15 protein-coding genes and 1 pseudogene are annotated in these 22,385 nt (G+C 67.9%); 10 read left to right on the top strand and 6 right to left on the bottom strand.

Annotated elements, in window-relative coordinates; genetic code table 11:
* Position 1: 1 nt before the first annotated feature.
* Positions 2-808 (bottom strand): purine-nucleoside phosphorylase, encoded by an 807-nt coding sequence (locus tag G6N68_RS04450; protein ID WP_163708390.1) that lies wholly within the window; start codon positions 806-808, stop codon positions 2-4.
* Between the two features lie 69 nt (positions 809-877).
* Between G6N68_RS04450 and G6N68_RS04455 the strand changes: the two genes are divergently transcribed.
* Positions 878-2,083: a M20 family metallopeptidase gene (locus G6N68_RS04455; protein ID WP_163708393.1), complete on the top strand. Its 1,206-nt coding sequence runs from the start codon at positions 878-880 to the stop codon at positions 2,081-2,083.
* Positions 2,080-3,249 (top strand): M20 family metallopeptidase, encoded by a 1,170-nt coding sequence (locus tag G6N68_RS04460; protein ID WP_163708396.1) that lies wholly within the window; start codon positions 2,080-2,082, stop codon positions 3,247-3,249. The genes G6N68_RS04455 and G6N68_RS04460 overlap by 4 nt, the downstream gene beginning before the upstream one ends.
* Before the next feature lie 69 nt (positions 3,250-3,318).
* Here G6N68_RS04460 and G6N68_RS04465 read toward each other — a convergent pair whose 3' ends face one another.
* Both G6N68_RS04465 and G6N68_RS04470 read right to left on the bottom strand, forming a co-directional pair.
* Entirely contained in the window at positions 3,319-4,200 is an 882-nt protein-coding gene (locus G6N68_RS04465) for a type IV toxin-antitoxin system AbiEi family antitoxin (protein ID WP_163708399.1), read from the bottom strand.
* A 119-nt stretch (positions 4,201-4,319) separates the two neighbouring features.
* Complete coding sequence (locus G6N68_RS04470; RefSeq protein WP_163708401.1) at positions 4,320-4,799, bottom strand: gamma-glutamylcyclotransferase family protein; 480 nt, start codon at positions 4,797-4,799, stop codon at positions 4,320-4,322.
* Between the two features lie 162 nt (positions 4,800-4,961).
* Between G6N68_RS04470 and G6N68_RS04475 the strand changes: the two are divergent.
* The 4 genes and pseudogenes from G6N68_RS04475 to G6N68_RS04490 all read left to right on the top strand — a co-directional run bounded on the left by G6N68_RS04475 (position 4,962) and on the right by G6N68_RS04490 (position 12,006).
* Positions 4,962-6,455 (top strand): annotated as a pseudogene (locus G6N68_RS04475) (NAD(P)H-quinone dehydrogenase).
* A 14-nt stretch (positions 6,456-6,469) separates the two neighbouring features.
* On the top strand, positions 6,470-8,215 hold the full coding sequence (locus G6N68_RS04480; RefSeq protein ID WP_163718161.1) for a glycerol-3-phosphate dehydrogenase/oxidase: 1,746 nt from the start codon (positions 6,470-6,472) through the stop codon (positions 8,213-8,215).
* Positions 8,216-8,231: 16 nt separating this feature from the next.
* Positions 8,232-9,098, top strand: a complete 867-nt coding sequence (locus tag G6N68_RS04485; protein WP_163708406.1) for a pseudouridine synthase — start codon at positions 8,232-8,234, stop codon at positions 9,096-9,098.
* On the top strand, positions 9,091-12,006 hold the full coding sequence (locus tag G6N68_RS04490; RefSeq protein ID WP_163708409.1) for an arylsulfatase: 2,916 nt from the start codon (positions 9,091-9,093) through the stop codon (positions 12,004-12,006). Before G6N68_RS04485 ends, G6N68_RS04490 begins: the two co-directional genes overlap by 8 nt.
* Before the next feature lie 54 nt (positions 12,007-12,060).
* Here the strand turns inward: G6N68_RS04490 and G6N68_RS04495 are convergent, their stop codons facing one another.
* Complete coding sequence (locus G6N68_RS04495) at positions 12,061-12,405, bottom strand: DUF732 domain-containing protein (RefSeq protein WP_163708412.1); 345 nt, start codon at positions 12,403-12,405, stop codon at positions 12,061-12,063.
* 240 nt (positions 12,406-12,645) lie between these two features.
* Here G6N68_RS04495 and pstS point away from each other — a divergent pair, with 240 nt between their 5' ends.
* From pstS to G6N68_RS04515, 4 genes are all read left to right on the top strand, one after another.
* Positions 12,646-13,767: a phosphate ABC transporter substrate-binding protein PstS gene (gene pstS / locus G6N68_RS04500; RefSeq protein WP_163708415.1), complete on the top strand. Its 1,122-nt coding sequence runs from the start codon at positions 12,646-12,648 to the stop codon at positions 13,765-13,767.
* A 109-nt stretch (positions 13,768-13,876) separates the two neighbouring features.
* Positions 13,877-15,082, top strand: coding sequence for a PPE family protein (locus tag G6N68_RS04505; protein WP_163708418.1), 1,206 nt, complete (start codon positions 13,877-13,879; stop codon positions 15,080-15,082).
* Positions 15,083-15,134: 52 nt separating this feature from the next.
* Entirely contained in the window at positions 15,135-15,941 is an 807-nt protein-coding gene (locus G6N68_RS04510; RefSeq protein ID WP_163708421.1) for an MBL fold metallo-hydrolase, read from the top strand.
* 82 nt (positions 15,942-16,023) lie between these two features.
* The gene (locus G6N68_RS04515; RefSeq protein ID WP_163708424.1) at positions 16,024-16,950 is read left to right on the top strand and encodes an extracellular catalytic domain type 1 short-chain-length polyhydroxyalkanoate depolymerase; all 927 of its coding nucleotides are present in this window, start codon (positions 16,024-16,026) and stop codon (positions 16,948-16,950) included.
* 37 nt (positions 16,951-16,987) lie between these two features.
* Here the strand turns inward: G6N68_RS04515 and nei2 are convergent, their stop codons facing one another.
* Positions 16,988-17,752, bottom strand: coding sequence for an endonuclease VIII Nei2 (gene nei2, locus G6N68_RS04520; RefSeq protein WP_163708427.1), 765 nt, complete (start codon positions 17,750-17,752; stop codon positions 16,988-16,990).
* A 3-nt stretch (positions 17,753-17,755) separates the two neighbouring features.
* Positions 17,756-22,327: an ATP-dependent helicase gene (locus G6N68_RS04525; RefSeq protein ID WP_163718163.1), complete on the bottom strand. Its 4,572-nt coding sequence runs from the start codon at positions 22,325-22,327 to the stop codon at positions 17,756-17,758.
* Positions 22,328-22,385 lie beyond the last annotated feature (58 nt).

Genomic DNA, 22,385 nt, shown 5'->3' on the forward strand with positions numbered 1-22,385 from the left:
GTCACATGCGGGCGATGATGTCGGCCAGGAGGGCGCCCATCGTCGCCGCCGATGCGGCTCCGGCGGCCAGCACCTCGGCATGGCTGAGCGGTTCGCCGGTGATCCCCGCCGCGAGGTTCGTTACCAGGGAAACCCCCAGCACCTCGGCGCCCTCGGCGCGCGCGGCGATGGTCTCGTGGACGGTGGACATGCCCACCAGGTCGGCGCCCAGCGTCCGCAGCATCCGGATCTCGGCGGGCGTCTCGTAATGCGGACCGGGCAGTGCCGCGTAGACGCCCTCGGCCAGCGCCGGGTCGGCTTGCCGGGCCAGCGCGCGCAGCCGGGGGGAGTAGGCGTCGGTCAGGTCGATGAACTGGGCCCCGACCAACGGGGAGCGCGCGGTCAGGTTCAGGTGGTCGCTGATCAGCACGGGCTGGCCGACCCGCATGTCCGGCCGCAGTCCGCCGGCGGCGTTCGTGAGCACGATGATCTCCGCGCCCGCGGCGCACGCCGTTCGCACCGGGTGCACGACATGCTGCAGGTCGTGTCCCTCATAGGCATGGATGCGCCCGGCCAGCACCAGCACCCGGTGGCCGCCGATCCGCACGGAGAGCAGCTCGCCGGTGTGTCCCACGGCGCGGGGTGGCGAGAAGCCGGGGACTTCGGCCTGTGACAGCAGTGCTACGGCAGGGCCGAGCGCTGCGATGGCGGGCGCCCACCCCGATCCGAGAACGACCGCGACGTCATGCTCGGCGCTCCCGGTGCGTTCGGCGATGACCTGCGCCGCCTGTCGCGCGAGTGAGGCGGGGTCGGGCGGCGGGCTGGTCACACTGGGGGAGCCTATCTGGGTGCAGCGGACTTTGGGCCGTACTGCGAGGTGGATGGGATACTTGCCAACATGCCCGCAGCCACCGCCCTGGATGACGTCGAGGAATTGGTGCGCCGCCGCGGCGACGAGCTGGTCGAGTTGTCCCACGCGATCCACGCCGAGCCGGAGCTGGCCTTCGACGAGCACCGCAGTTGCGCCAAGGCGCAGACGCTGGTCGCCGAGCGGGGATTCGAGATCACGCGGGCAGTTGGTGGCTTGGAAACGGCGTTCCGCGCCGACTACGGCAGTGGGCCCTTGGTCGTCGGCATCTGCGCCGAGTACGACGCGCTTCCGGAGATCGGGCACGCCTGCGGGCACAACATCATCGCCGCGTCGGCGGTCGGCACCGCGCTGGCGCTGGCAGAAGTGGCCGACGACCTGGGCCTGACCGTGTCCTTGCTGGGCACTCCCGCCGAGGAGTCGGGTGGCGGGAAAGCCTTGATGCTCGAGGCGGGCACATTCGACGACGTTACGGTCGCGGTGATGGTGCATCCCGGGCCGACCGATATCGCCGGCGCCCGATCCCTGGCGCTGTCCGAGGTGAACGTGGAGTACCGGGGCAAGGAGTCGCACGCCGCCGTCGCGCCCTACCTGGGCGTCAACGCCGCCGACGCGGTGACCGTTGCGCAAGTGGCCATCGGGTTGCTGCGTCAGCAACTGGCGCCGGGCCAGATGACGCACGGCATCGTCACCCACGGCGGTGAGGCGGTCAACATCATCCCCGGGCGTGCGACCCTGCACTACGCGATGCGCGCCATCGAGTCCGACTCGTTACGCGAGCTAGAGGGGCGGATGTTCGCGTGTTTCGCCGCCGGTGCGCTGGCGGCGGGGTGCGAATACGACATCGACAATTCCGCACCGGCATATCTCGAGCTCAAACCCGACCGCTGGCTGGTCGACGTATGCCGAGACGAGCTGCGCCGTCTGGGGCGCGCGCCGGTGCCGCCCGATGTGGAGGCTGTGTTGCCGTTGGGCAGCACCGACATGGGCAACGTGACGCACCTGCTCCCGGGGATCCATCCGGTGATCGGTGTCGACGCCGGGGGCGCCACCGTTCATCAGCGCGCATTCGAGGCCGCAGCCGCGGGCCCGAGCGCGGACCGCGCGGTCGTCGACGGCGCGATCATGTTGGCGCGCACCGTTGTTCAGCTCGCGCAGAACCCCGACGAGCGTGACCGGGTGCTCGCCGCCCAGCAGCGTAGAGCCAGCGGGGCCGCCGGCGGGACGCAGTCATGAGTCTCGTCGACAGCGCCGAATCGTGGTTGGCCGCCCATTACGACGATCTGGTCGCGTGGCGTCGACACATCCACCGCTACCCAGAGCTGGGTCGTCAGGAATACGCGACCACACAATTCGTCGCCGAGCGGTTGGCCGACGCGGGGCTCAACCCCAAGGTGCTGCCCGGCGGCACTGGACTGACGTGCGACTTCGGCCCCGAACACCAACCCAGGATCGCGCTGCGCGCCGACATGGACGCGCTGCCCATGGCCGAGCGCACCGGGGCGCCGTATGCCTCCACGATGCCGAATGTCGCGCACGCCTGCGGCCATGATGCGCACACCGCGATCCTGCTCGGGACGGCGTTGGCGCTGGCCTCGGTGCCCGAACTGCCGGTCGGCGTGCGCCTGGTCTTTCAGGCGGCCGAGGAATTGATGCCCGGTGGTGCCATCGACGCGATCGCGGCGGGGGCGTTGACCGGGGTGTCGCGGATCTTCGCGCTGCACTGCGATCCGCGGTTGGAGGTCGGCAAGGTCGCTGTGCGACCGGGGCCCATCACGTCGGCGGCGGACCAGATCGAGATCACGCTGTATTCACCCGGCGGCCACACGTCGCGCCCGCACCTGACCGCCGACCTGGTCTACGGGCTGGGTACGGTGATCACCGGCCTGCCGGGGGTGTTGTCGCGGCGCATCGACCCGCGCAACAGCACGGTCTTGGTGTGGGGTGCGGTTAACGCGGGGGTGGCGCCGAATGCCATACCGCAGACCGGTGTGCTCGCCGGCACTGTGCGCACCGCGAGCCGTCACACCTGGATAGACCTTGAGGAGTTGATCCGCGAGGCCGTCGCGGGCCTGCTCGCCCCGCTGGCCATCGAGCACACGCTGCAATACCGGCGTGGAGTGCCGCCCGTGGTCAACGAGGACGTCTCGACGCGCATGCTCACCCATGCGATCGAAGCGATCGGCCCCGATGTGCTGGCCGACACCCGGCAATCCGGCGGCGGCGAGGACTTTTCCTGGTACCTCGAAGAAGTGCCGGGTGCGATGGCGCGCCTCGGGGTGTGGTCGGGGGAGGGGCCGCAGTTAGACCTGCACCAGCCGACGTTCGACCTCGACGAGCGGGCGCTGGGCATCGGGGTGCGGGTGATGGTCAACCTCATCGAGCAGGCGGCGCAGTTCTAAACACCGCGAGACCGGGAGCGCGCCCATTTGTACACGAAAAGGCCCCGAAACCTGGCAATTTGCGGACGCTCACGCCGCGCGGGCTAGGCGTTGGTTGATCCGCGCGACCAATTCCGCCGGTCGTTGCCTGACGTCCTCGGCAATGATGGGCACGACCACCCAGCCCAGATCGCCAACGGCCGCCGCCCTCTTGCGATCCCGGCGAAATGCATCCGGTGAGGTGTGCCAGTCGACGCCCTCGTATTCGGCCGCGACTCGCTGCTCGGGCCATGCGAAATCCAACCGCCAGACGCGTCCCTGCAGGTCAACAAGCTCGTATTGCAGCACCGGCGGCGGCAGGCCGCCGTCGATCATGACCAGGCGTGCCTCGCTCTCCATGGGAGACTCGGCGAGCGGCGACGCGATGGGGAGCAATTCGCGCGCGATGGCAATACCGCGACGACCTGCCTGCAGCTCGATGGCCCGCTCAAGCTCATAGCGGAGACACGTACCGCTGCGTAACGCAGCATCCAGCGTCGCCAGAGCCCGAGGCCGGCGCAAACTGCGGGCGACTTCGATTGCGGTCCACGGTGGGGTGGTTGCGGGTCGTCCCCGGACGACGGTCAGCGGTGCGCCCTGGCGACGGTGGACTACCACGCCAGCGGACGAACGAAGACGAAGTCCATCCGGGCTCAGCACGTGCACACTAGTGGTTCGCTCCGTGTCGAAGCCGTAGGCGGCAGCGGCGGTACCCATGCAAGCAGCGACCGTGGTACCCGTCACCAAGTCCAGGCCGCGCAGTTTCAGACTGGTCGTCACGTTGCCGACGCCGTAGACGCCGTGCAAAACCTTCCGCAGTGCACCGCTTTTCACCTTTGCCTCAAGGCCGCGGCGGGTTAGGTAGGTCAACGCCTGAGCAGCGGTGACGACCCCACCCTGCGCTTGGAGTAGTTGACCGAGCTCCGCGTGCACGCGAGCAATCGTGAGGGCGACGTGCGGCGCAGGCAATTCACCTGACGAGCGTCCGCAAAATGCCGGGTTTTGGGGCCAAAACACGTACAAATGGGGACGCTCGCGGCGCCCGTAGCTAACTAAGTAGGCGTGCCGGGGCCGATGTTGCGGGCGGGGCGGGTGCGCAGGTCGTGCACGTATTCGGGTGGGGCGCCCGCGATTTCGGCGGCGTCGGCCATCACCCCTAGATAGCGCGCTGACGGCAGCCCGCCCTCCCAGGCGTCCAGCACGTAAAGCCACGCGAGGACGGGGTCGGTGGTGGTGTCCGACGACAGCCGCTCGACGCGGCAGCGGATCTTCTTGTGCACGCCGAACTCGGACCCCTCCCATTGGTCCAGGTTGGCCTCGTCGGCCGGCGTCATGTCGTAGAGGACGACGAACACCTTGGAGTCCGGATCCTCGACGATTGTGGCCAGGGCGCCTTCCCAGCCGATGTCCTCGCCGCCGAACGTCAGCCGCCAGCCGTGTAACCAGCCGGTTCCGGCCATCGGCGAGTGGGGTGCGCGCTGCAGCATCTGCTCGGGATGCATGTTTGACCCGTAAGCGGCGTATAGCGGCACGGAGAAATCTTAGACAACACGCGGCCCCCCACCTGTCTGTGGCCGAAGTTGCCGGCCGCAAGCCGGCCGCAAGCCGGGCGCAAGTCGGCCGCGGCGGGCCTGCGACCTGGCCCCTTGCGCGGCACTCGGCGCTTTCCGAGCCGCCGGGCTAGGTTAGGGCCTGTGGTGACTCGCATCGTGATCATCGGTGGAGGCCCGGCCGGCTACGAGGCCGCGTTGGTAGCCGCCACCTCGCACCCCGATACAGCCAAAGTCACGGTCATCGATTCCGATGGCATCGGCGGAGCTGCCGTCTTGGACGACTGCGTGCCGTCCAAGACGTTCATCGCCTCGACCTGGCTGCGTACCGAATTGCGGCGGGCGCCGCGGCTGGGCTTCGACATCGACATCGACGACGCCAAGATTTCGCTCCCGCAGATCCATGCCCGGGTCCGCCGGCTGGCCGCCGAGCAGTCCGCCGACATCGCCATGCAGCTGCGCGACGTCGGGGTGAAGATCGTCGCCGGGCGCGGCGAGCTGGTCGACCCCAGGCCCGGCCTGGCCCGGCACCGGGTCAGGGCCACCGGCGACGACGGCCAGGTCACCGAACACGACGCCGACGTCGTGCTCATCGCCACCGGCGCCAGCCCGCGCATCATGCCGACGGCTCAGCCCGACGGCGAGCGGATCCTCACCTGGCGCCAGCTCTACGACCTGAAGACGCTGCCCGAACACCTGATCGTGGTGGGCTCCGGGGTCACCGGCGCCGAGTTCGTACACGCCTACACCGAGCTGGGTGTACCGGTGACGGTGGCGGCCAGCCGGGACCGCGTGCTGCCGTATGAGGACGCCGACGCCGCGGCGGTACTTGAGGAGTCGTTCGCCGAACGCGGCGTGCAGCTGTACAAGAACGCCCGCGCCGAATCGGTGACCCGCACCGACACCGGCGTGCTGGTGACGATGACCGACGGCCGCACCGTCGAAGGCAGCCATGCGCTGATGACGATCGGCTCGGTGCCCAACACCAGCGGCCTGGGCCTGGAACGGGTCGGCATCGAGGTCGCGCCCGGCGACTACCTGAAGGTGGACCGGGTCTCGCGCACGTCGGTGCCCGGCATCTACGCCGCAGGCGACTGCACCGGCCTGCTGCTGCTGGCCTCCGTCGCCGCGATGCAGGGCCGGATCGCGATGTATCACGCGCTGGGCGAGGGCGTGAGCCCGATCCGGCTGCGCACGGTCGCCGCGACGGTTTTCACCCGTCCGGAGATCGCGGCCGTCGGAGTAACCCAAAAGGCGATCGACGAGGGGCAGTTCAGCGCCCGCACCATCATGTTGCCGCTGCGCACCAACGCCCGCGCCAAGATGTCCGGCCTGCGGCAGGGCTTCGTGAAGATCTTCTGCCGGCAGTCCACCGGCGTCGTGATCGGCGGCGTGGTGGTGGCCCCCATCGCTTCGGAGCTGATCCTGCCCATAGCTGTGGCCGTGCAGAACCGCATCACGGTCAACGAGTTGGCGCAGACACTCGCCGTTTACCCGTCGTTGTCGGGTTCGATCACCGAGGCCGCGCGCCGCCTGATGGCACACGACGATCTGGACTGAAGGGCAAACTCCAACGTGCCCGACGCACTAGCCTTACGTGAGCAACGCGTACCGACGAGTAGCCGACAGGAGACGTAGTCGTGAGCATCCCGATGGACGGACCGGATAGCGAGCAGGCCCTGCGGCCCGCGTTGCTGGGTCCCGAGCAGCGCGCGTTGGCGTGGGAGCGACTCGGTACCGAGCAATTCGACGTGGTGGTCATCGGCGGCGGCGTGGTGGGTGCCGGAAGCGCGTTGGACGCCGCTACCCGTGGCCTCAAGGTGGCGTTGGTCGAGGCGCGTGACTTCGCCTCCGGAACGTCCAGTCGGTCGTCGAAGATGTTCCACGGCGGCCTGCGCTATCTGGAGCAATTGGAATTCGGCCTGGTGCGCGAGGCGCTCTACGAGCGCGAGTTGTCGCTGACCACGCTGGCGCCGCACTTGGTAAAGCCGTTGCCGTTCCTGTTCCCGCTCACCAAGCGGCTGTGGGAACGCCCGTACATTGCCGCCGGCATTTTCCTGTACGACAGCCTGGGTGGAGCGAAATCCGTTCCCGCGCAGAAACATTGCACCCGGGCCGGTGCGCTGCGGCTGAGCCCGGGTCTGAAGCGCAGCTCGCTGATCGGCGGCATCCGCTACTACGACACCGTCGTCGACGACGCCCGGCACACGATGACCGTCGCGCGCACCGCCGCCCATTACGGCGCCGTGGTGCGATCCTCCAGCCAGGTGGTGGCGCTGCTGCGGGAAGGGGATCGGGTCACCGGCGTTCGCGTCCGCGACTCCGAGGACGGCGCGATCACCGAGGTGCGCGGCCACGTCGTGATCAATGCGACCGGCGTGTGGACCGACGAAATCCAGGCCCTGTCCAAGCAGCGCGGGCGGTTCAAAGTCCGCGCATCCAAGGGCGTGCACGTGGTGGTGCCGCGCGACCGCATTGTCAGCGACGTCGCGATCATCCTGCGCACCGAGAAGTCGGTGATGTTCGTCATCCCGTGGGGCAGCCACTGGATCATCGGGACCACCGACACCGACTGGAATCTCGACCTGGCGCACCCGGCGGCCACCAAGGCCGACATCGACTACATCCTCAGCACGGTCAACACCGTGCTGGCCGTCCCGCTGACGCATGCCGACATCGACGGCGTCTACGCCGGACTGCGGCCGCTGCTGGCCGGGGAGTCCGAGGAGACGTCCAAGCTGTCCCGCGAGCACGCCGTGGCCGTACCCGCGCCCGGCCTGGTCGCCATCGCGGGCGGCAAGTACACCACCTACCGGGTGATGGCCGCCGACGCCGTCGACGCCGCAGCGGAGTTCATTCCGACCAGGGTCGCCCCGTCGATCACCAAGAAGGTGCCGCTGCTGGGCGCCGACGGCTACTTCGCGCTCATCAACCAAACCGAGAAGGTCGGTGCCACAAGGGGTTTGCACCCCTACCGGGTTCGCCATCTGCTGGACCGGTACGGTTCGCTGATCGACGAGGTGCTGGCCTTGGCCGTCAAAGACTCCAGCCTGCTCGGCCCGATCAAGGAGGCGCCGGGCTACCTGAAGGTGGAAGCGCTGTACGCCGTGGTCGCCGAGGGCGCGTTGCACCTCGAGGACATCCTGGCGCGCCGGATGCGGATCTCCATCGAGTACTCGCACCGCGGGGTGGACTGCGCCCAGGAGGTCGCCGAAATCGTCGCCCCCGTCCTGGGATGGAGCCCGGCGGACGTCGAACGCGAAGTGGCCAACTACAAGGCGCGGGTGGAGGCCGAGGTGTTGTCCCAAGCGCAGCCCGACGACGTTTCGGCAGACATGCTGCGGGCCAGTGCCCCCGAGGCCCGGGCCGAGATCCTCGAGCCGGTGCCGCTCGATTGAGCCAGATGAGCCAGTGGTGAGGGCCGCGCCGCTGCCGGTTCGCGACGGCTTGGGACCGGCACGGGTGCGCCTGCATGGCGGGCCCGTGCTCGCCGAGTTGGCCGCCCGGTTCGGGGACGCGGCGCGGACGAAAGTCCTTGCCGGAGAAGTGGTTGACGCCGACGGCGATGTTGTCGACGATCGTACCGTGCTGCCCGCCGGGGCGAGCGTTTATCTGTATCGGGACCTGCCGGACGAGGTGCCGGTGCCGTATGACATACCCGTGCTGTATCAAGACGCCAACATTGTGGTCGTCGACAAGCCGCACTTCCTGGCCACCATGCCCCGCGGGCGGCATGTCGCGCAGACTGCGCTGGTGCGGCTGCGCCGGGAACTGGACCTGCCCGAACTGAGCCCGGCCCACCGACTTGACCGGCTCACCGCCGGGGTGTTGCTGTTCACCACCCGACGCGAGCTTCGTGGCCCCTACCAGACGCTGTTCGCCCGCGGCGCCGTGGCCAAGACCTACCTGGCCCGGGCGGCGGTGGATCCAACGCTGACGCTACCGCGGGTGGTCCGCAGCCGGATCGTCAAGCGCCGGGGCAACTTACAGGCGGTGACCGAACCGGGCCCGCCCAACGCGGAAACCCTGGTCGAACTGGTCACACCCGACGGCTTGTACCGGCTGACGCCGCGCACCGGACGCACCCATCAGCTGCGCGTGCACATGGCTTCGCTGGGGATACCGATATGCGGAGATCCGTTGTATCCCAACGTCGTGGCGGTTCCAGACGACGATTTCAGCACACCGCTGCAGCTGTTGGCGCAGCGCATCGAGTTTGTCGACCCGATCACCGGCTCACGCCGGGAGTTCATGAGCAACAGGGAGTTACGACATGGGTGAAGAAAACGCACTCGTCATCGTCGCGGGGTATCAGAGCATTGACGCCGCGCGAAAGGACTTCGAGAACCTCAACGGCAAGGCCAAGGCCAAGGCGATCGAGTTGCACGGCGCGGTGCTTGTCGGCAAGGACGCCGACGGCAACGCCGTCCTGCTCGACACCGGAAATCGGTTGGGCCGCCGCGGCGCCGCGTGGGGAGCCGGGGCGGGCTTGGCCGTCGGCCTGTTCTCGCCCGCCCTGCTGGCTTCGACCCTATTGGGCGCGGCCGCCGGTGCGGTGGCGGGCACCTTCGCGAACTACCGGATCAAGAGTGGGCTGGCCGACAAGATCGGGGAAGCGCTGGCGGCCGGCAGTGGCCTGATCATCGCCGTGACACCCGCGCCGGGGCGGCTGGCCGTGCAGCAGACATTGGCCGGCTCGCCGATGAAATCACTTGCCGAACTGAGTCATACGACCCTGCGTAGCTTCGGTTCGGCGCTCGAACAGGCGATGGGCAAGTTCAACCCGGACCGCACCAAGCTGCCGATAGCCCAACGCAGTTTCGGCGGGACGATCGGCCGCACGGTGGGGGAGTCGGTCGGTGACTGGACGATCGTCCCGGGCGCCAGTGCACCCGAGGGCGCACCGAATGTGTTGATCGTGCTGATTGACGACGCCGGGTTCGGCGGTCCGGACACCTTCGGTGGCGGCATTTCGACGCCGACGCTGTCGCGCATCGCAGAAAATGGGTTGGCCTACAACCGTTTCCATGTGACCGCGGTGTGCTCGCCGACCCGTGCGGCGCTGTTGACCGGCCGCAACCACCACCGCGTCGGCTTCGGTTCGGTCTGCGAGTTCCCCGGCCCGTACCCGGGATACTCGACGGTCAAGCCGCGCAGCTGCGCCGCACTGCCCCGCATTTTGCGTGACAACGGTTATGTGACAGCCGCTTTCGGCAAATGGCACCTTACTCCGGACAACGTCCAGGGAGCGGCCGGACCATTCGACAACTGGCCGCTGGGTTGGGGATTTGACCACTTCTGGGGCTTTCCCTCCGGTGCCGCGGGCCAGTACGACCCGATCATCAGCCAGGACAATTCGGTCTTGGGTATACCAGCGGCGATACCCGAAGCGCCCGAGGGCAAGCCGTACTTCTTCCCCGACGACCTCACCGACAAGGCCGTCGAGTGGCTGCACACCGTGCGCGCCCAGAACGCGACGAAGCCCTGGATGATCTACTACTCGACCGGCGCCACCCACGCGCCGCACCACGTGTTCAAGGAGTGGGCCGACAAATACAAGGGGAAGTTCGACGAAGGCTGGGATGTGTACCGGCAGAAAACATTCGAACGCCAGAAGCAACTCGGGATCATCCCGCCGGACACCGAGCTCACCGAACGGCCGGACCTGTTCCCGGCGTGGGACAGCCTCTCGGAGACCCAACGCAAACTCTTTGCCCGGCAGATGGAAGTGTTCGCCGGATTCTCCGAGAACGCCGACTGGAACGTCGGCCGACTGATCGACGCGATCGACAACCTCGGCGAGTTGGACAACACGCTGATCTTCTACATCTGGGGCGACAACGGCGCCAGCATGGAAGGGACCAATACCGGTTCGTTCAACGAGATGACGTTCATCAACGGTCTCGACCTGGACGCCGAGCATCAGTTGGAACTCATCGAGCAGTACGGCGGGATGGAAGCGCTGGGCGACGAATTTACCGCCCCGCACTTCGCGTCGCCCTGGGCGCACGCGAATAACACGCCGCTGCAATGGGGCAAGCAGATGGCCAGCCATCTGGGCGGCACCCGCGACCCCATGGTGGTCGCCTGGCCGAGCCGGATCCCGCGCGGCACCGGCATCCGCGAGCAGTTCACCCATTGCATCGACATCGCGCCAACGGTGTTGGAGGCCATCGGTTTACCGCAGCCGGACACGGTCGACGGCGTGGAGCAGGAACCGATGGACGGCACGAGCTTCGTGCACACCTTCGACAACCCCGCCGCCGAAGAGCGGCACACCGTGCAGTACTTCGAAAACTTCGGCAGCCGCGCCATTTACAAGGACGGCTGGTGGGCGTGTGCGCGACTGGACAAGGCGCCGTGGGATCTGTCGCCGCAGACGATGCAGCGCTTTGCCCCTGGCGTATACGACCCGGACAAAGACATTTGGGAGCTCTATTACCTGCCCGACGACTTCTCGCAGGCGCACAACCTAGCGGACAAACACCCGGACAAACTTGCCGAGCTGCAAGAGCTGTGGTGGCAGGAGGCGGAGAAGAACCGGGTGCTGCCGCTACTCGGCGGGCTTGCGGTGATGTACGGCGACCTGCCGCCGCTGCCCACCACCACCCGGTTCAGCTTCCAGGGCGGCGTGCAGAACATTCAACGCGGCATGGTGCCACGCATCTTCGGTCGCTCCTATGCCATCGAGGCGCGGCTGCACGTACCGGAGGGTGGGGCGCAGGGGGTGATCGTCGCCAACGCCGACTTCATGGGCGGATTCGCGTTGTGGGTGGACGAGGAGCACCGGCTGCACCACACCTATTCGTTCCTCGGCGTCGAGACGTATCGGCAGGTGTCCACCGAGCCGATCCCGACGGGTGACGTCACGGTGCGTATGCTGTTCGAAACCGCGCAGCCGGTGGTGGGTTCCGGTGGGCGCGTGACGCTTTGGGCCGACGATCGATTGATCGGCGACGGTGAGTTGCCGCAGACGGTGAGCCTGGCCTTCACGTCCTACGCCGGGTTGGACGTCGGTCGCGACAACGGACTCGTTGTCGACCGCGACTACGAGGACAAGGCTCCCTATGCATTCACCGGAACCGTCAAAGAGGTGATTTTCGACCTCAAGCCGGTTCCGCCGGCCGCCGAGCACGCGTTGCACGAGCACGCCTCCATCCAGGCGGTCGGGCGGGGCGCGGCCAACTAGTCCGAATGCCGTTGGCGCGGTGGGCGGACGGGGTCAGCCTTGGGGAAGCCCTAGTCAGCCATGGTGTCTAGGGCAGAACGCGGCGATGCTCAGGCCGACGAAGAACCCGGCGTGATAGCCGTCCAGCTTGCCGCTGTTGGTCAATTCGGTCGCGATGTCACCCTTTGGCCTGCCTTGGTCGAGTTCATTGCAGACTTGGTGGCCGGCGAGGATCGCCGCTTGCGGCGAGGCGAACTTGATGTCCCGGGACTCCACCGCGCTCAGGAATTGATCGTCGATTCCGTCGGCCCGTGCCGTCGGGGCGACCGCGCCTGCGAGACCGACCGACACCACCAACGCGGTCAGGCCGGCCCAGAATGATCGCGCGGGTATGGATGTGCGCACATGCTGGATTGCCATTGCCAAACCTCCCCGCTGACCTGCCGATGTAACACGCTGCTTACATTCCGATCATTACACGACCGTTCCGGACGGTGCGAACATCGCAGGTTGCCGGGTTGTGTACGGGTGGCGAACGGTCGCTGAATTCACGCCTTCGGTACCTCCGGTGTGGATTGAGGATGGCCGCTATTCGAGCGCGCTTGTTACCATGCGTCGTGGCTGCGAGCCGGGGCAGCCTTCGTGCCTTGAGGAATTGAGTTGAACTGCAATCGGTTTGGTCTCGCACTGAGCGTCATCGCCTCCGCTGCGGTGACGCTGTCGGCGTGCGGCGGCGAGAAAGACGCCGTCCGCCCGGCCGCGAGTCCGAACCCCGAGGGAACGTCGCCGACGCAGGTGGCGTGCGGTGGCAAGACGGCGCTGAAGGCCAGCGGATCCACCGCTCAGGAAGGCGCAATGAGCCGATTCACCAAGGCCTTCGAACAAGTTTGCCAGGGACAGTCACTAACTTATGCGGGTGACGGATCGGCCGCCGGAATCGACGAATTCATCAGCAACCGAACCGATTTCGCCGGTTCGGACGCACCCCTGGCCAAGGATGACTACGCGAAAGCGGAGCGGCGCTGTGGTTCTCCGGCGTGGAACCTGCCGGTAGTCTTCGGCGCAATTGCCATCGCCTACAACGTCAAAGGTTTGACGTCATTGAGCCTCGACGGACCGACCGCGGCGAAAATCTTCAACGGTGCCATCACCGCCTGGAATGACCCCGCGATCGCCGCGCTGAATCCAGGTGCCGCGCTGCCCGCTCAGCCAATCCGGGTCGTCTTTCGCAGCGACGAGTCCGGCACCTCGGAAAACTTCCAGCGCTACCTCGACACCGCCGGCTACGGCGCCTGGGGCAAGGGTGCTGGCAAGACGTTCAACGGCGGCGTCGGCGAGGGCGCCGCTGGCAACGAGGGTGCCGCCGCGGCCGTCGCCAACGCTGACGGTTCCATCACCTATGTCGGGTGGTCATTCGCCCAAGCGCACCACCTGGCGACGGCCCGGATCATCACCGCGGCCGGACCGGAACCGGTGGCGTTGAGCGCAGACTCGGTCGGGAAGACGATCTCGGGTGCCTGGTTCGCCAAGGAGGGCAACGACCTGGCTCTCGACACCATCTCCTTCTACCGGCCCAACCAGCCCGACTCCTACCCGATCGTGCAGGCGACCTATGAGGTGGTGTGCTCGAAGTACTCCGACGCGCAGACGGGCACGGCGGTCAGAGCGTTCCTGCAGAGCGCCATCGGCCCCGGTCAGAACGGTCTGGTCGACAACGGATACGCTCCCGTTCCGGACGCATTCAAGTCGCGATTATCCGCGGCGGTCAACGCCATCAGTTGACCGCCGAAGTCCTGAGCAGGATCGCCGACGCGCATTATTCCTGCGCTTTTAACCTGTGTGTTTAACAGAAACTTCGCAAAATTTTCTCTTGCTGTCATTGTGAGGTGCTATGGAGTTCGTAACGCTGCCGCCTGAGGTGACCTCGGCGCTGATCCACTCGGGACCGGGTGCGCAATCACTGATCGTCGCCTCCGGGGTATGGCAGAACCTCGGCACCGACTTGGAAGAAACCGTCGCCAACTATGCGTCGGTGCTGTCTACGCTGGCCGGGGAATGGCACGGACCGTCGACCATGGCGATGATCGATGCCGCCGGTCCCTTTCTCAACTGGATGCGAGCCACCGCGCAGCAGTGTCACCGGTTGAGCGCTTCGGCGCAGGCCGCTGCGGCGGAATTCAACGCGACCCTCGCAGCGGTGGTGCACCCCTCGGTCGTCAGCGCCAACCGGGCCCAGTTGGCCCAGTTGATTGCCACCAACGGATTCGGCAAGAACCTTGCCGCCATCGCCGAGAACGAGGCGCAGTACCAAGCGATGTGGGTGAACAACTCCGCGGCCATGTACCGATACCAGGCGGCGACGGCGCAGGCCCTCGACTTGCCGTTGTTCTCCTCACCACCGACCATGGTGGATCCGGGCGGGATGGCAGCCCAAACCGACGCCGTCCAGACGGCAGTCGCGTCCGCAGGGTCCACGCACGCCGCGTCAGGGCTGGCCGAGGCGGCCGCTGCCGCGGCGCCCGCATCGGCGGTTGCTCCGCCGATGTCTCCGATCGATGCGCTGCTTCAGAGCGTCGGCGTCCTCTTCGATCCGAGCCAGGGCTGGTTCGGCATGGCCAACACCTACGCCAACCAGTTGGTCTCGTCGGGATTCCCGATCAACATGCTCAGCTATTTCGCACAATTCACGTCGGCCCAGGCTTTGACGGAGCTTGCCCCGGATGTCGCCGAGGGCCTGGCCGAAGGCGAGTCGGCCCTGAGCGGCGCAGCGGGCGGCCTAGCCGACGTTGCCGAGGCGTTGAGCGGGATCGGCGCTCCTGCGGCGACGATGGGCGCTGCCGTTCAGCTGGGCAGCCTCTCGGCACCACCCGCCACCGCGGGCCTTCTGGTCAGTGCGAATACGCCGGTGCAACTCGCCTCGGCCGCGTCCCCGCTACCCGCTGGGGATGCCGATTTCCCGATGCTCCCGCCGATCATGGCCCCGCCGATCTCGGCCGGAAGCGGTTGGCGCAAGCGCACCGACCCGAAGTACGAAGACCTGGCGATGGGCAAGGAAATTATCGGGACGTTCATCCCCCGATCTCCGTCTGGGGGATGAGGGGACGTCAGGCGCGCGCTTAGGTACGCGAGCACTGGGGTAGCCACCCGCGATGGACATCACGGTGACCTTCATCGGCAACGCCACCACGTTGATCCGGGCGGGCGGGTTCACGATCCTGACCGATCCGAACTTCCTGCACCGCGGGCAGCGCGCATACCTCGGCTACGGGCTGGTGTCGAAGCGCCGCAAAGAGCCGGCGCTCAGCATCGAGCAGCTGCCGCCGATCGATGTGGTTGTGCTCTCGCACATGCATGGCGACCACTGGGATCGGGTGTCGCAGCAGCGCCTCGACCATGCACTGCCCATCGTGACGACCCCGCATGCTGCCAAGCGGCTGCAGCACCGCGGCTTCGACGACGCGCTCGGCCTCAGCACCTGGCAGCGGCACATCATCACCAAGGGCGATCTCACCGTCACCCTGACGTCGCTGCCCGGCCGGCACGCACCGACCTTGGCGCATCGGCTGCTGCCACCGGTGATGGGCACCATGCTGGATTTCGTCGCCGTTGACGGCGACCGGCGACGGCGGATCTACATATCCGGCGACACGCTGCTAGTCGAAGAACTCAAAGAGATTCCAGTGCAATTCGATTCGATCGACGTCGGCCTGCTCCATCTGGGCGGGGCCCGGCTGCCGGCCGGTAGACGGCTTCCGTTCGGGCTCACGGTGACCATGGACGGCAGGCAGGGCGCCGGGTTGGTGGAGTTGCTTGACCTGCCGAAAATGATTCCGGTGCACTTCGATGACTATGGCGTCTTCGCGTCACCCCTTTCCGAGTTCAGCCGGGAAATGGAACGGCGAGGCATGGCCGACCGGATCATCGAGCTGGAGCGGGGCGCCTCCGTCGTGGTGTGAGACAGCCTGAACCGAGGGCCGGCAGCCCGCGACATGTGGAGGCGTTCAACGCATGTGCGGGTGCGGTCGGTAATTTGGCTGCATGCTCTGGGCGCGATTGCTATCGCTTGCCGTTCTTCTGGTGTGCGCTACCTGCGTGACTGGGTGTGCGGAGCAGAAGGTGTCGGCGGATCGTTCTCGGGATATTCCGGGAACGTTTCACTATGACAAGTTGAAGCGCACCTACGTCGTGCATGTGCCGCCGGGGGACCCCGTCGGCCTGGTGCTCAACCTGCATGGAGGCGGCGGCACCGGAATCGGACAACAGAACCTGACGCGTTTCAACTCCGTCGCCGACGCCGCCAACCTGGTGGTGGTATATCCCGACGGCTACGACAAGAGCTGGGCCGACGGCCGCGGCGCGGCACCCGCTGACCGTCGCCATCTCAACGATGTCGGATTCTTGGTCGCCCTGGTTGAACGGGTGCAGAAAGAGTTCGACGTTCCGGCCGGACACATCTTCGCCACCGGAATGTCCAACGGCGGGTTCATGTCCAACCGGCTGGCTTGCGACCGCGCCGACCTGTTCGCCGCGATTGCGCCGATCTCGGGCACGCTGGGCGTCGGCGTGCCCTGCAATCCGTCGCGTCCGGTGTCGGTGCTGGCCGCGCACGGCACCGCGGATCGGATCGTGCCGTTCAACGGCGGGAAGGTCCGGGGCCGCGGCGGGATCAGCCAGGCCATTTCCGTCGCCAACTCCCTCGATCGGTGGCGCGCCATCGACGGGTGTAAAGGCGCACCGTCGGTGCAGAACCTGCCGGATGTCAGGGACGGAACTCGCGTTCGCCGTTTCGATTCCACGGGCTGCAAGGACGGGACGGAGGTGGTCTTCTATCAGATCGACGACGGCGGACACACCTGGCCGGGCAGCAAGCAGTATCTGCCGAAATCGGTCATCGGACTCACCACGCGGACGTTCGACAGCTCGCAGGTGATCGCCCAGTTCTTCCTGACCCACGGCCGCGACTAAGCGCCGCGACTGATTGGTGCGGCCCGCGCCCACGGCCTCAGCGCTGACATTTCGGGCACCAGTACGTCACGCGCTCGTCGCCGCCCTCGGCGTTCCGGTAGTTGATGCGTGTTCCGCAGCGCCGGCAGGGCTGGCCGGACCGGCCGTACACCCACAGCTGCCTGCCGGGCCGGGTGTCGCCCGTGGTGCAGCGGTTCCAGCGGAAACGATTGGCCCACAACATCTCCCGGGCTCGGGTGGCCAGACGCAACGGATCGGCGACATCGCTGACGGGCGCGGTCGGTAGCTGCCCGAAGATAAAGCACAGCTCGTTGCTGTAGACGTTGCCGACACCGGCCATCACCCGCTGGTCGAGCAGTGCTTCGGCCAACGGCCGGTCGGGATCGGCCACCAGATTGGCCGCCGCGGTTTGGGCATCCCAGTCCTCGCCCAGCAGATCGGGACCAAGATGTGCGACTGGGTCGCCGTCGTGGTCGCGGTCAAGAATCTCGAGCACGCCGAGATCGACACCCACCGCCCGGACGTCGCCGGCCTCGAGCACGATCCGGGCGCGGTAGTCCACCTTCACCGGTCGATTGCTGACGCGCCAGCTGCCGTCCATCTTCAGGTGCGAGTGAATGCTGGCCGGCCCGACCCGGATGAACAAATGCTTGCCCCGACTGATCACCTCGTCCACCACCGCACCGGTGAGGTCGACGGTGGCGAAGCGGGGCACCCGCACGTCGCAGCGGGTCAACGTGCGGCCAACCAGATGCTCACGCAGGGTGGCGGCGGTGTGCCAGACGGTGTCGCCCTCGGGCATGGCCTACCGTAGCCGCAGCCCGCGTGGCGTGCGTGAGAAGCCGGCGTCCACGAGGCCGGTCAGCGCGCTCGTCACGCGCTCGGACGCGTCGGGGGATAGCACCGGCACCCCATTGACCCGTTCGACCAGGATCGACGCCACTCGCCGGGCGGTGACCAACTCGGCGAGTCCCAGGGCGGCGGCGCCGTTGGCTGCGGGATCGTCGGTGAAGGTGAGCATCGATCGTCCGCCCCGTTCGAGGAACCAGGCGAGCACGCCGTCCACCAGGACCACCAGCGCTCCCGCCTTGCGACCCGGCCGGGCGCCGGCGTGGTCGTCGATGGTGGGCCAGGGCAGGGCGGCCCCGTAGGGATTGGCCGGGTCGGCGGCGGCCAGCACCACCGCGCGGTATTCCGGGCGTTCGGGGTCGACACTGTCGAGGTAGCTGCGCAACCGGTCGACGGTCGAGGCGACGGCGAACTGTGCGCCGCCCAGTGACTCGACGAAGTACCCCCGCTGGCACTTGCCGGCCTCTTCGAACGCGCTCAGGACCTTGTAGACCGTGGCGAATCCGCCGGGGATGCCCTCGGCGGCGACGGCGCCCTTGGTCAGCACGCCGTGGCGGTTCAGCAGCACCTCCACCTGGTGATGTGCGCGCAGCGTGGAGTCCGGCTCGGGCGACGGCAGCGCCGACCATCGGCCCGCAACGGTCGGGTCGGCTGCGCGGGTGGCCGCATGCGCGACGCTGTACCGGCTCAGCCGCGGGGGGCGGTGTGCCCGGTGTGCGGGCGCCGACCGCTTTCGGGGGCCCTGCCCGCCGCCGAGCACCGCGCGTACCGGCGCGAAGGTGTCACCGGTGACCCAGCCCGCCCAAATCAGTTCCCACAGTGCGGCTTTCAGCTCCGATTCGGGCAACCCGGTGGCCATGAGCTGGCGGAAGAAGTAAGCGCCACCGTTGGCCAGGCTGTCCAGGATCGCCCGGTGGGCGTCGGTGAGGTCAATCTCGGCGGGTGGGGCCAGCGTGAAGGGCGCCACCTCGGCCGGGTGCAGCGTGATCCAGCCGTCGCTGCCCGAGATCGACCCGGCACCGGCCCAGGTGACCTCGCCGGTGGCCAGCAGTTCGTCGAGCATCGCCGGCGAGTAGCCGGGGATGCGTGGGGCCAGCACCAGCGGTTCCAGCGCTGAGGCCGGTATCCGAACCCCGGCGAGCTGGTCGACCACCGACAGCAGCCGGTCGACGCCCGATGCGCCGGCCGAGCCGGACGTGCCCACTTCGTGCCAGGCCGGCAAGAACCGCCCGTAGGCGGCGGTGCTGACGGGCTCGACCTGAGCGCGCAACGCCGCCAGCGAACGTCGGCGCAGAATGCGCAAAACGTCGGCGTCGCACCACTGCTGGGAACCCGCTCCGCCAACCGGTTCGGCCACGACGAAGTCGCCGCGCACCAACCGGCCGTCGCTGGCCAGCCGGCCCAGGACATCGGCGGTGACCCGCAGCCCCAATCCGAACCGAGCGGCGGCCTCGGCGGTGGTGAACGGGGTGTGCGTGCGGGCGTAACGGCCGAGGAGTTCGCCCAGCGGATCGGCCACCGCCTCGGTGAAGCTGGCCGGTAGACCCACCGGAACGGCGGCGCCGACACCGTCGCGCAGCCGGCCGATGTCCTCGACCGCCACCCACCAGGTGCGGCCGGCGAACGACAACGTCAGCGCGCGTCGGGCGGCGCGCAGACCTTCGAGCCAGCCGCCGACATCGGTGTTGGGCGAAGACACGCTCGACCGCTCGGCGACCTCGTCTTCGGTGAGCGGACCGAGCAACCGCAGCAGGTCGGCGACTCCCTCGGCGTCGCGGGCGCGTCGGTCGTCGGAGAGATGCTGCAGCTGGCGACCGGTCGCCGCAATGACTTCGGGATCAAGCAGCTCGCGCAGTTCGACGCGGCCGAGCAGTTCGGCCAGCAGCGTGCTGTCGAGCGAGAGTGCCGCGGCGCGTCGTTCGGCCAGCGGGATGTCGCCCTCGTACATGAACGCGCCGACGTAGCCGAACATCAGCGACGCGGCAAAGGGGGAGGGCTTGGCGGTCTCGGTCTCGATCACCCGTATCCGCCGCTGGGCGATCGCGGTCATCAACCCGGTCAGCGTGGGGACGTCATAGACGTCCTGCAGGCACTCGCGGACGGTTTCCAGCACGATCGGGAAATCGGGATACTTGCGGGCGACCTCGAGCAGCTGAGCGGCGCGCTGCCGCTGATGCCACAGCGGAGAGCGCCGACCGGGATGGCGGCGCGGCAGCAACAGGGCGCGGGCCGCGGATTCCCGGAAGCGCGAGGCGAACAGCGCCGAGGCGCCCACTTCGGCGGTGACTATCGGGTCGATCTCGTCGGCGTCGAAGACGAACAGTTCGGCGCCGGGCGGCGTGTCGTCTCCGGTGTCCGGCAACCGCACCACGATGCCGTCATCGGAGGCGGTTGGTTTCTCGTCGAGGTCGTAACGTTCGCGCAGTCGGCGGCCCACAGCAAGCGCGAGCGGCCCGTGCACGCGCAGGCCGTAGGGCGAATGCAGGACCACCCGCCAGTCGCCGAGCTCGTCGCGGAACCGCTCGACCAGCAGGGTGGTGTCGGTGGGCACCACACCGGTGGCGGTGCGCTGGTCGTCCAGCAGCACCCAGAGGTTGTCGATCGCGTAGGCGTCGAATCCCAGTTCGGCACAACGCTTGTCGAAGGATTCGCGATCCAGACCGGCCAGCTCACCAGTCAGCGCGCCGAGGGCGGCGCCGAGTTCGGCGGGGCGGCCGACGTCGTCGCCGCGCCAGAACGGCAGCCGGGCCGGCTGTCCAGGGGCGGGCACGACGAGCACCCGGTCGTGGGTGATCTCGACGATCCGCCAGCTGGTGGCGCCCAGCGAGATGACGTCGCCCGGGCGCGATTCGTAGACCATCTCTTCATCGAGTTCGCCTACCCGCGAGGGCTTTTCAGAGTCAGAGGCGAGGTAGACGGTGAACAGCCCGCGGTCGGGAATGGCGCCGCCGGAGGTGACGGCCAGCCGTTGCGCGCCGGGCCGTGCGGTCAACGTGCCGGTGTCACGGTCGTAGACCAAACGTGGTCGCAATTCGGCGAATTCGGTGGACGGGTACTTGCCGGACAGCAAATCCAGGGTGGCCTCGAACACGCTGCGTGGCAGCGTCGCGAAGGGCGCGCTGCGTCGCACGGTGTCGAACCACGCGTCGGCGTTCAGCGGCTCCAAGGCGGCCGCGGCCACCGTGTGCTGCGCCAGGATGTCGAGCGGGTTGGCGGGCACCCGCATGGTCTCGATCTGGCCGCTGAGCATGCGTTGCACACTCACCGCGCAGCCGATCAGGTCGGTGCGGTGCTTGGGGAACAGGACCCCGCGCGAGATTTCGCCGACCTGGTGGCCGGCCCGCCCGATGCGTTGCAGGCCACTGGCCACCGATGGGGGCGCCTCCACCTGGATCACGAGGTCGACCGCGCCCATGTCGATGCCGAGCTCCAGGCTCGACGTCGCCACCACCGCCTTGAGCTGACCGCGTTTGAGGTCTTCTTCGACGATGGCTCGTTGCTCCTTGCTGACCGACCCGTGGTGCGCGCGGGCCAGTAGTGGGGGAGCGCCGAAAGTCTGGCCGCTCGCCATCACGTAGGCGGGTGCCCCGCCCGCGACCTGGGGGTTGCCGGCGGAAGGCAGTTCCACTCCCGACCGCTCCGCGTGAATCTCGTTGAGGCGCGCGGTAAGTCGCTCGGCCAACCGCCGTGAGTTGGCGAACACGATGGTGGAATTGTGCGCTTCGATGAGATCGACCAGCCGTGCCTCGACATCGGGCCAGATGGTGTTTTTCTCCAAATTGGCCATGTCCGGCACGGGAACTTGCACGGACAGTTCGACGGTCTTGCTCGACGGCGGAGCCACCACGGTGGTCCGGGCGGCGGGGTTTACCCCGGACAGGAACCGGGCGAGTTCCTCGGGCGGCCGCACGGTGGCCGACAGCCCGATGCGCTGTGGGCGCGCCGTGCCGCACAGTTCGTCGAGCCGTTCCAGTGACAGGGCCAGATGCGCGCCGCGCTTGGTGGCGGCCACGGCGTGGATCTCGTCGACAATGACGGTCTGCACGTCGGCCAGCGTCTCGCGGGCCGCCGACGTCAGCATCAGGAACAGCGACTCCGGCGTAGTGATCAGCACGTCCGGTGGTCGGGCGATGAGCTGACGGCGCAGCGTCGGGGGAGTGTCGCCGGACCGGACCCCGACGCTGATGCTCGGGACGGGCAGCCCCCGGCGTTCGGCCAGCCGGGTCAGCCCGGCCAACGGGGTGCGTAGGTTGCGTTCGACGTCGACCGCGAGCGCTTTTAGCGGAGATACGTAAAGGACGCGGGTGCCCACCGGCCGGTCGGCGGCCGTGCCGGCCTGGGCGGCCAGGTTGTCCAAAGCCCACAGGAAGGCGGCGAGCGTCTTGCCGGAGCCGGTAGGCGCGATGACCAGCGTGTCGTCGCCGTCGGCGATGGCGTTCCAGGCGCTCGCCTGCGCGGTGGTCGGCGCGGCGAACGTGCTGGAAAACCAGTCCCTGGTGATCGCACTGAAGCGATCCAATGCTGCCAGAGAAGGGGCCGGTTCGGCGTGCGCGGGGCTCACCTAACCCATCGTGCCAACAGGTACC

The sequence above is a fragment of the Mycobacterium bourgelatii genome (genome assembly GCF_010723575.1).
Lineage (GTDB): Bacteria > Actinomycetota > Actinomycetes > Mycobacteriales > Mycobacteriaceae > Mycobacterium > Mycobacterium bourgelatii.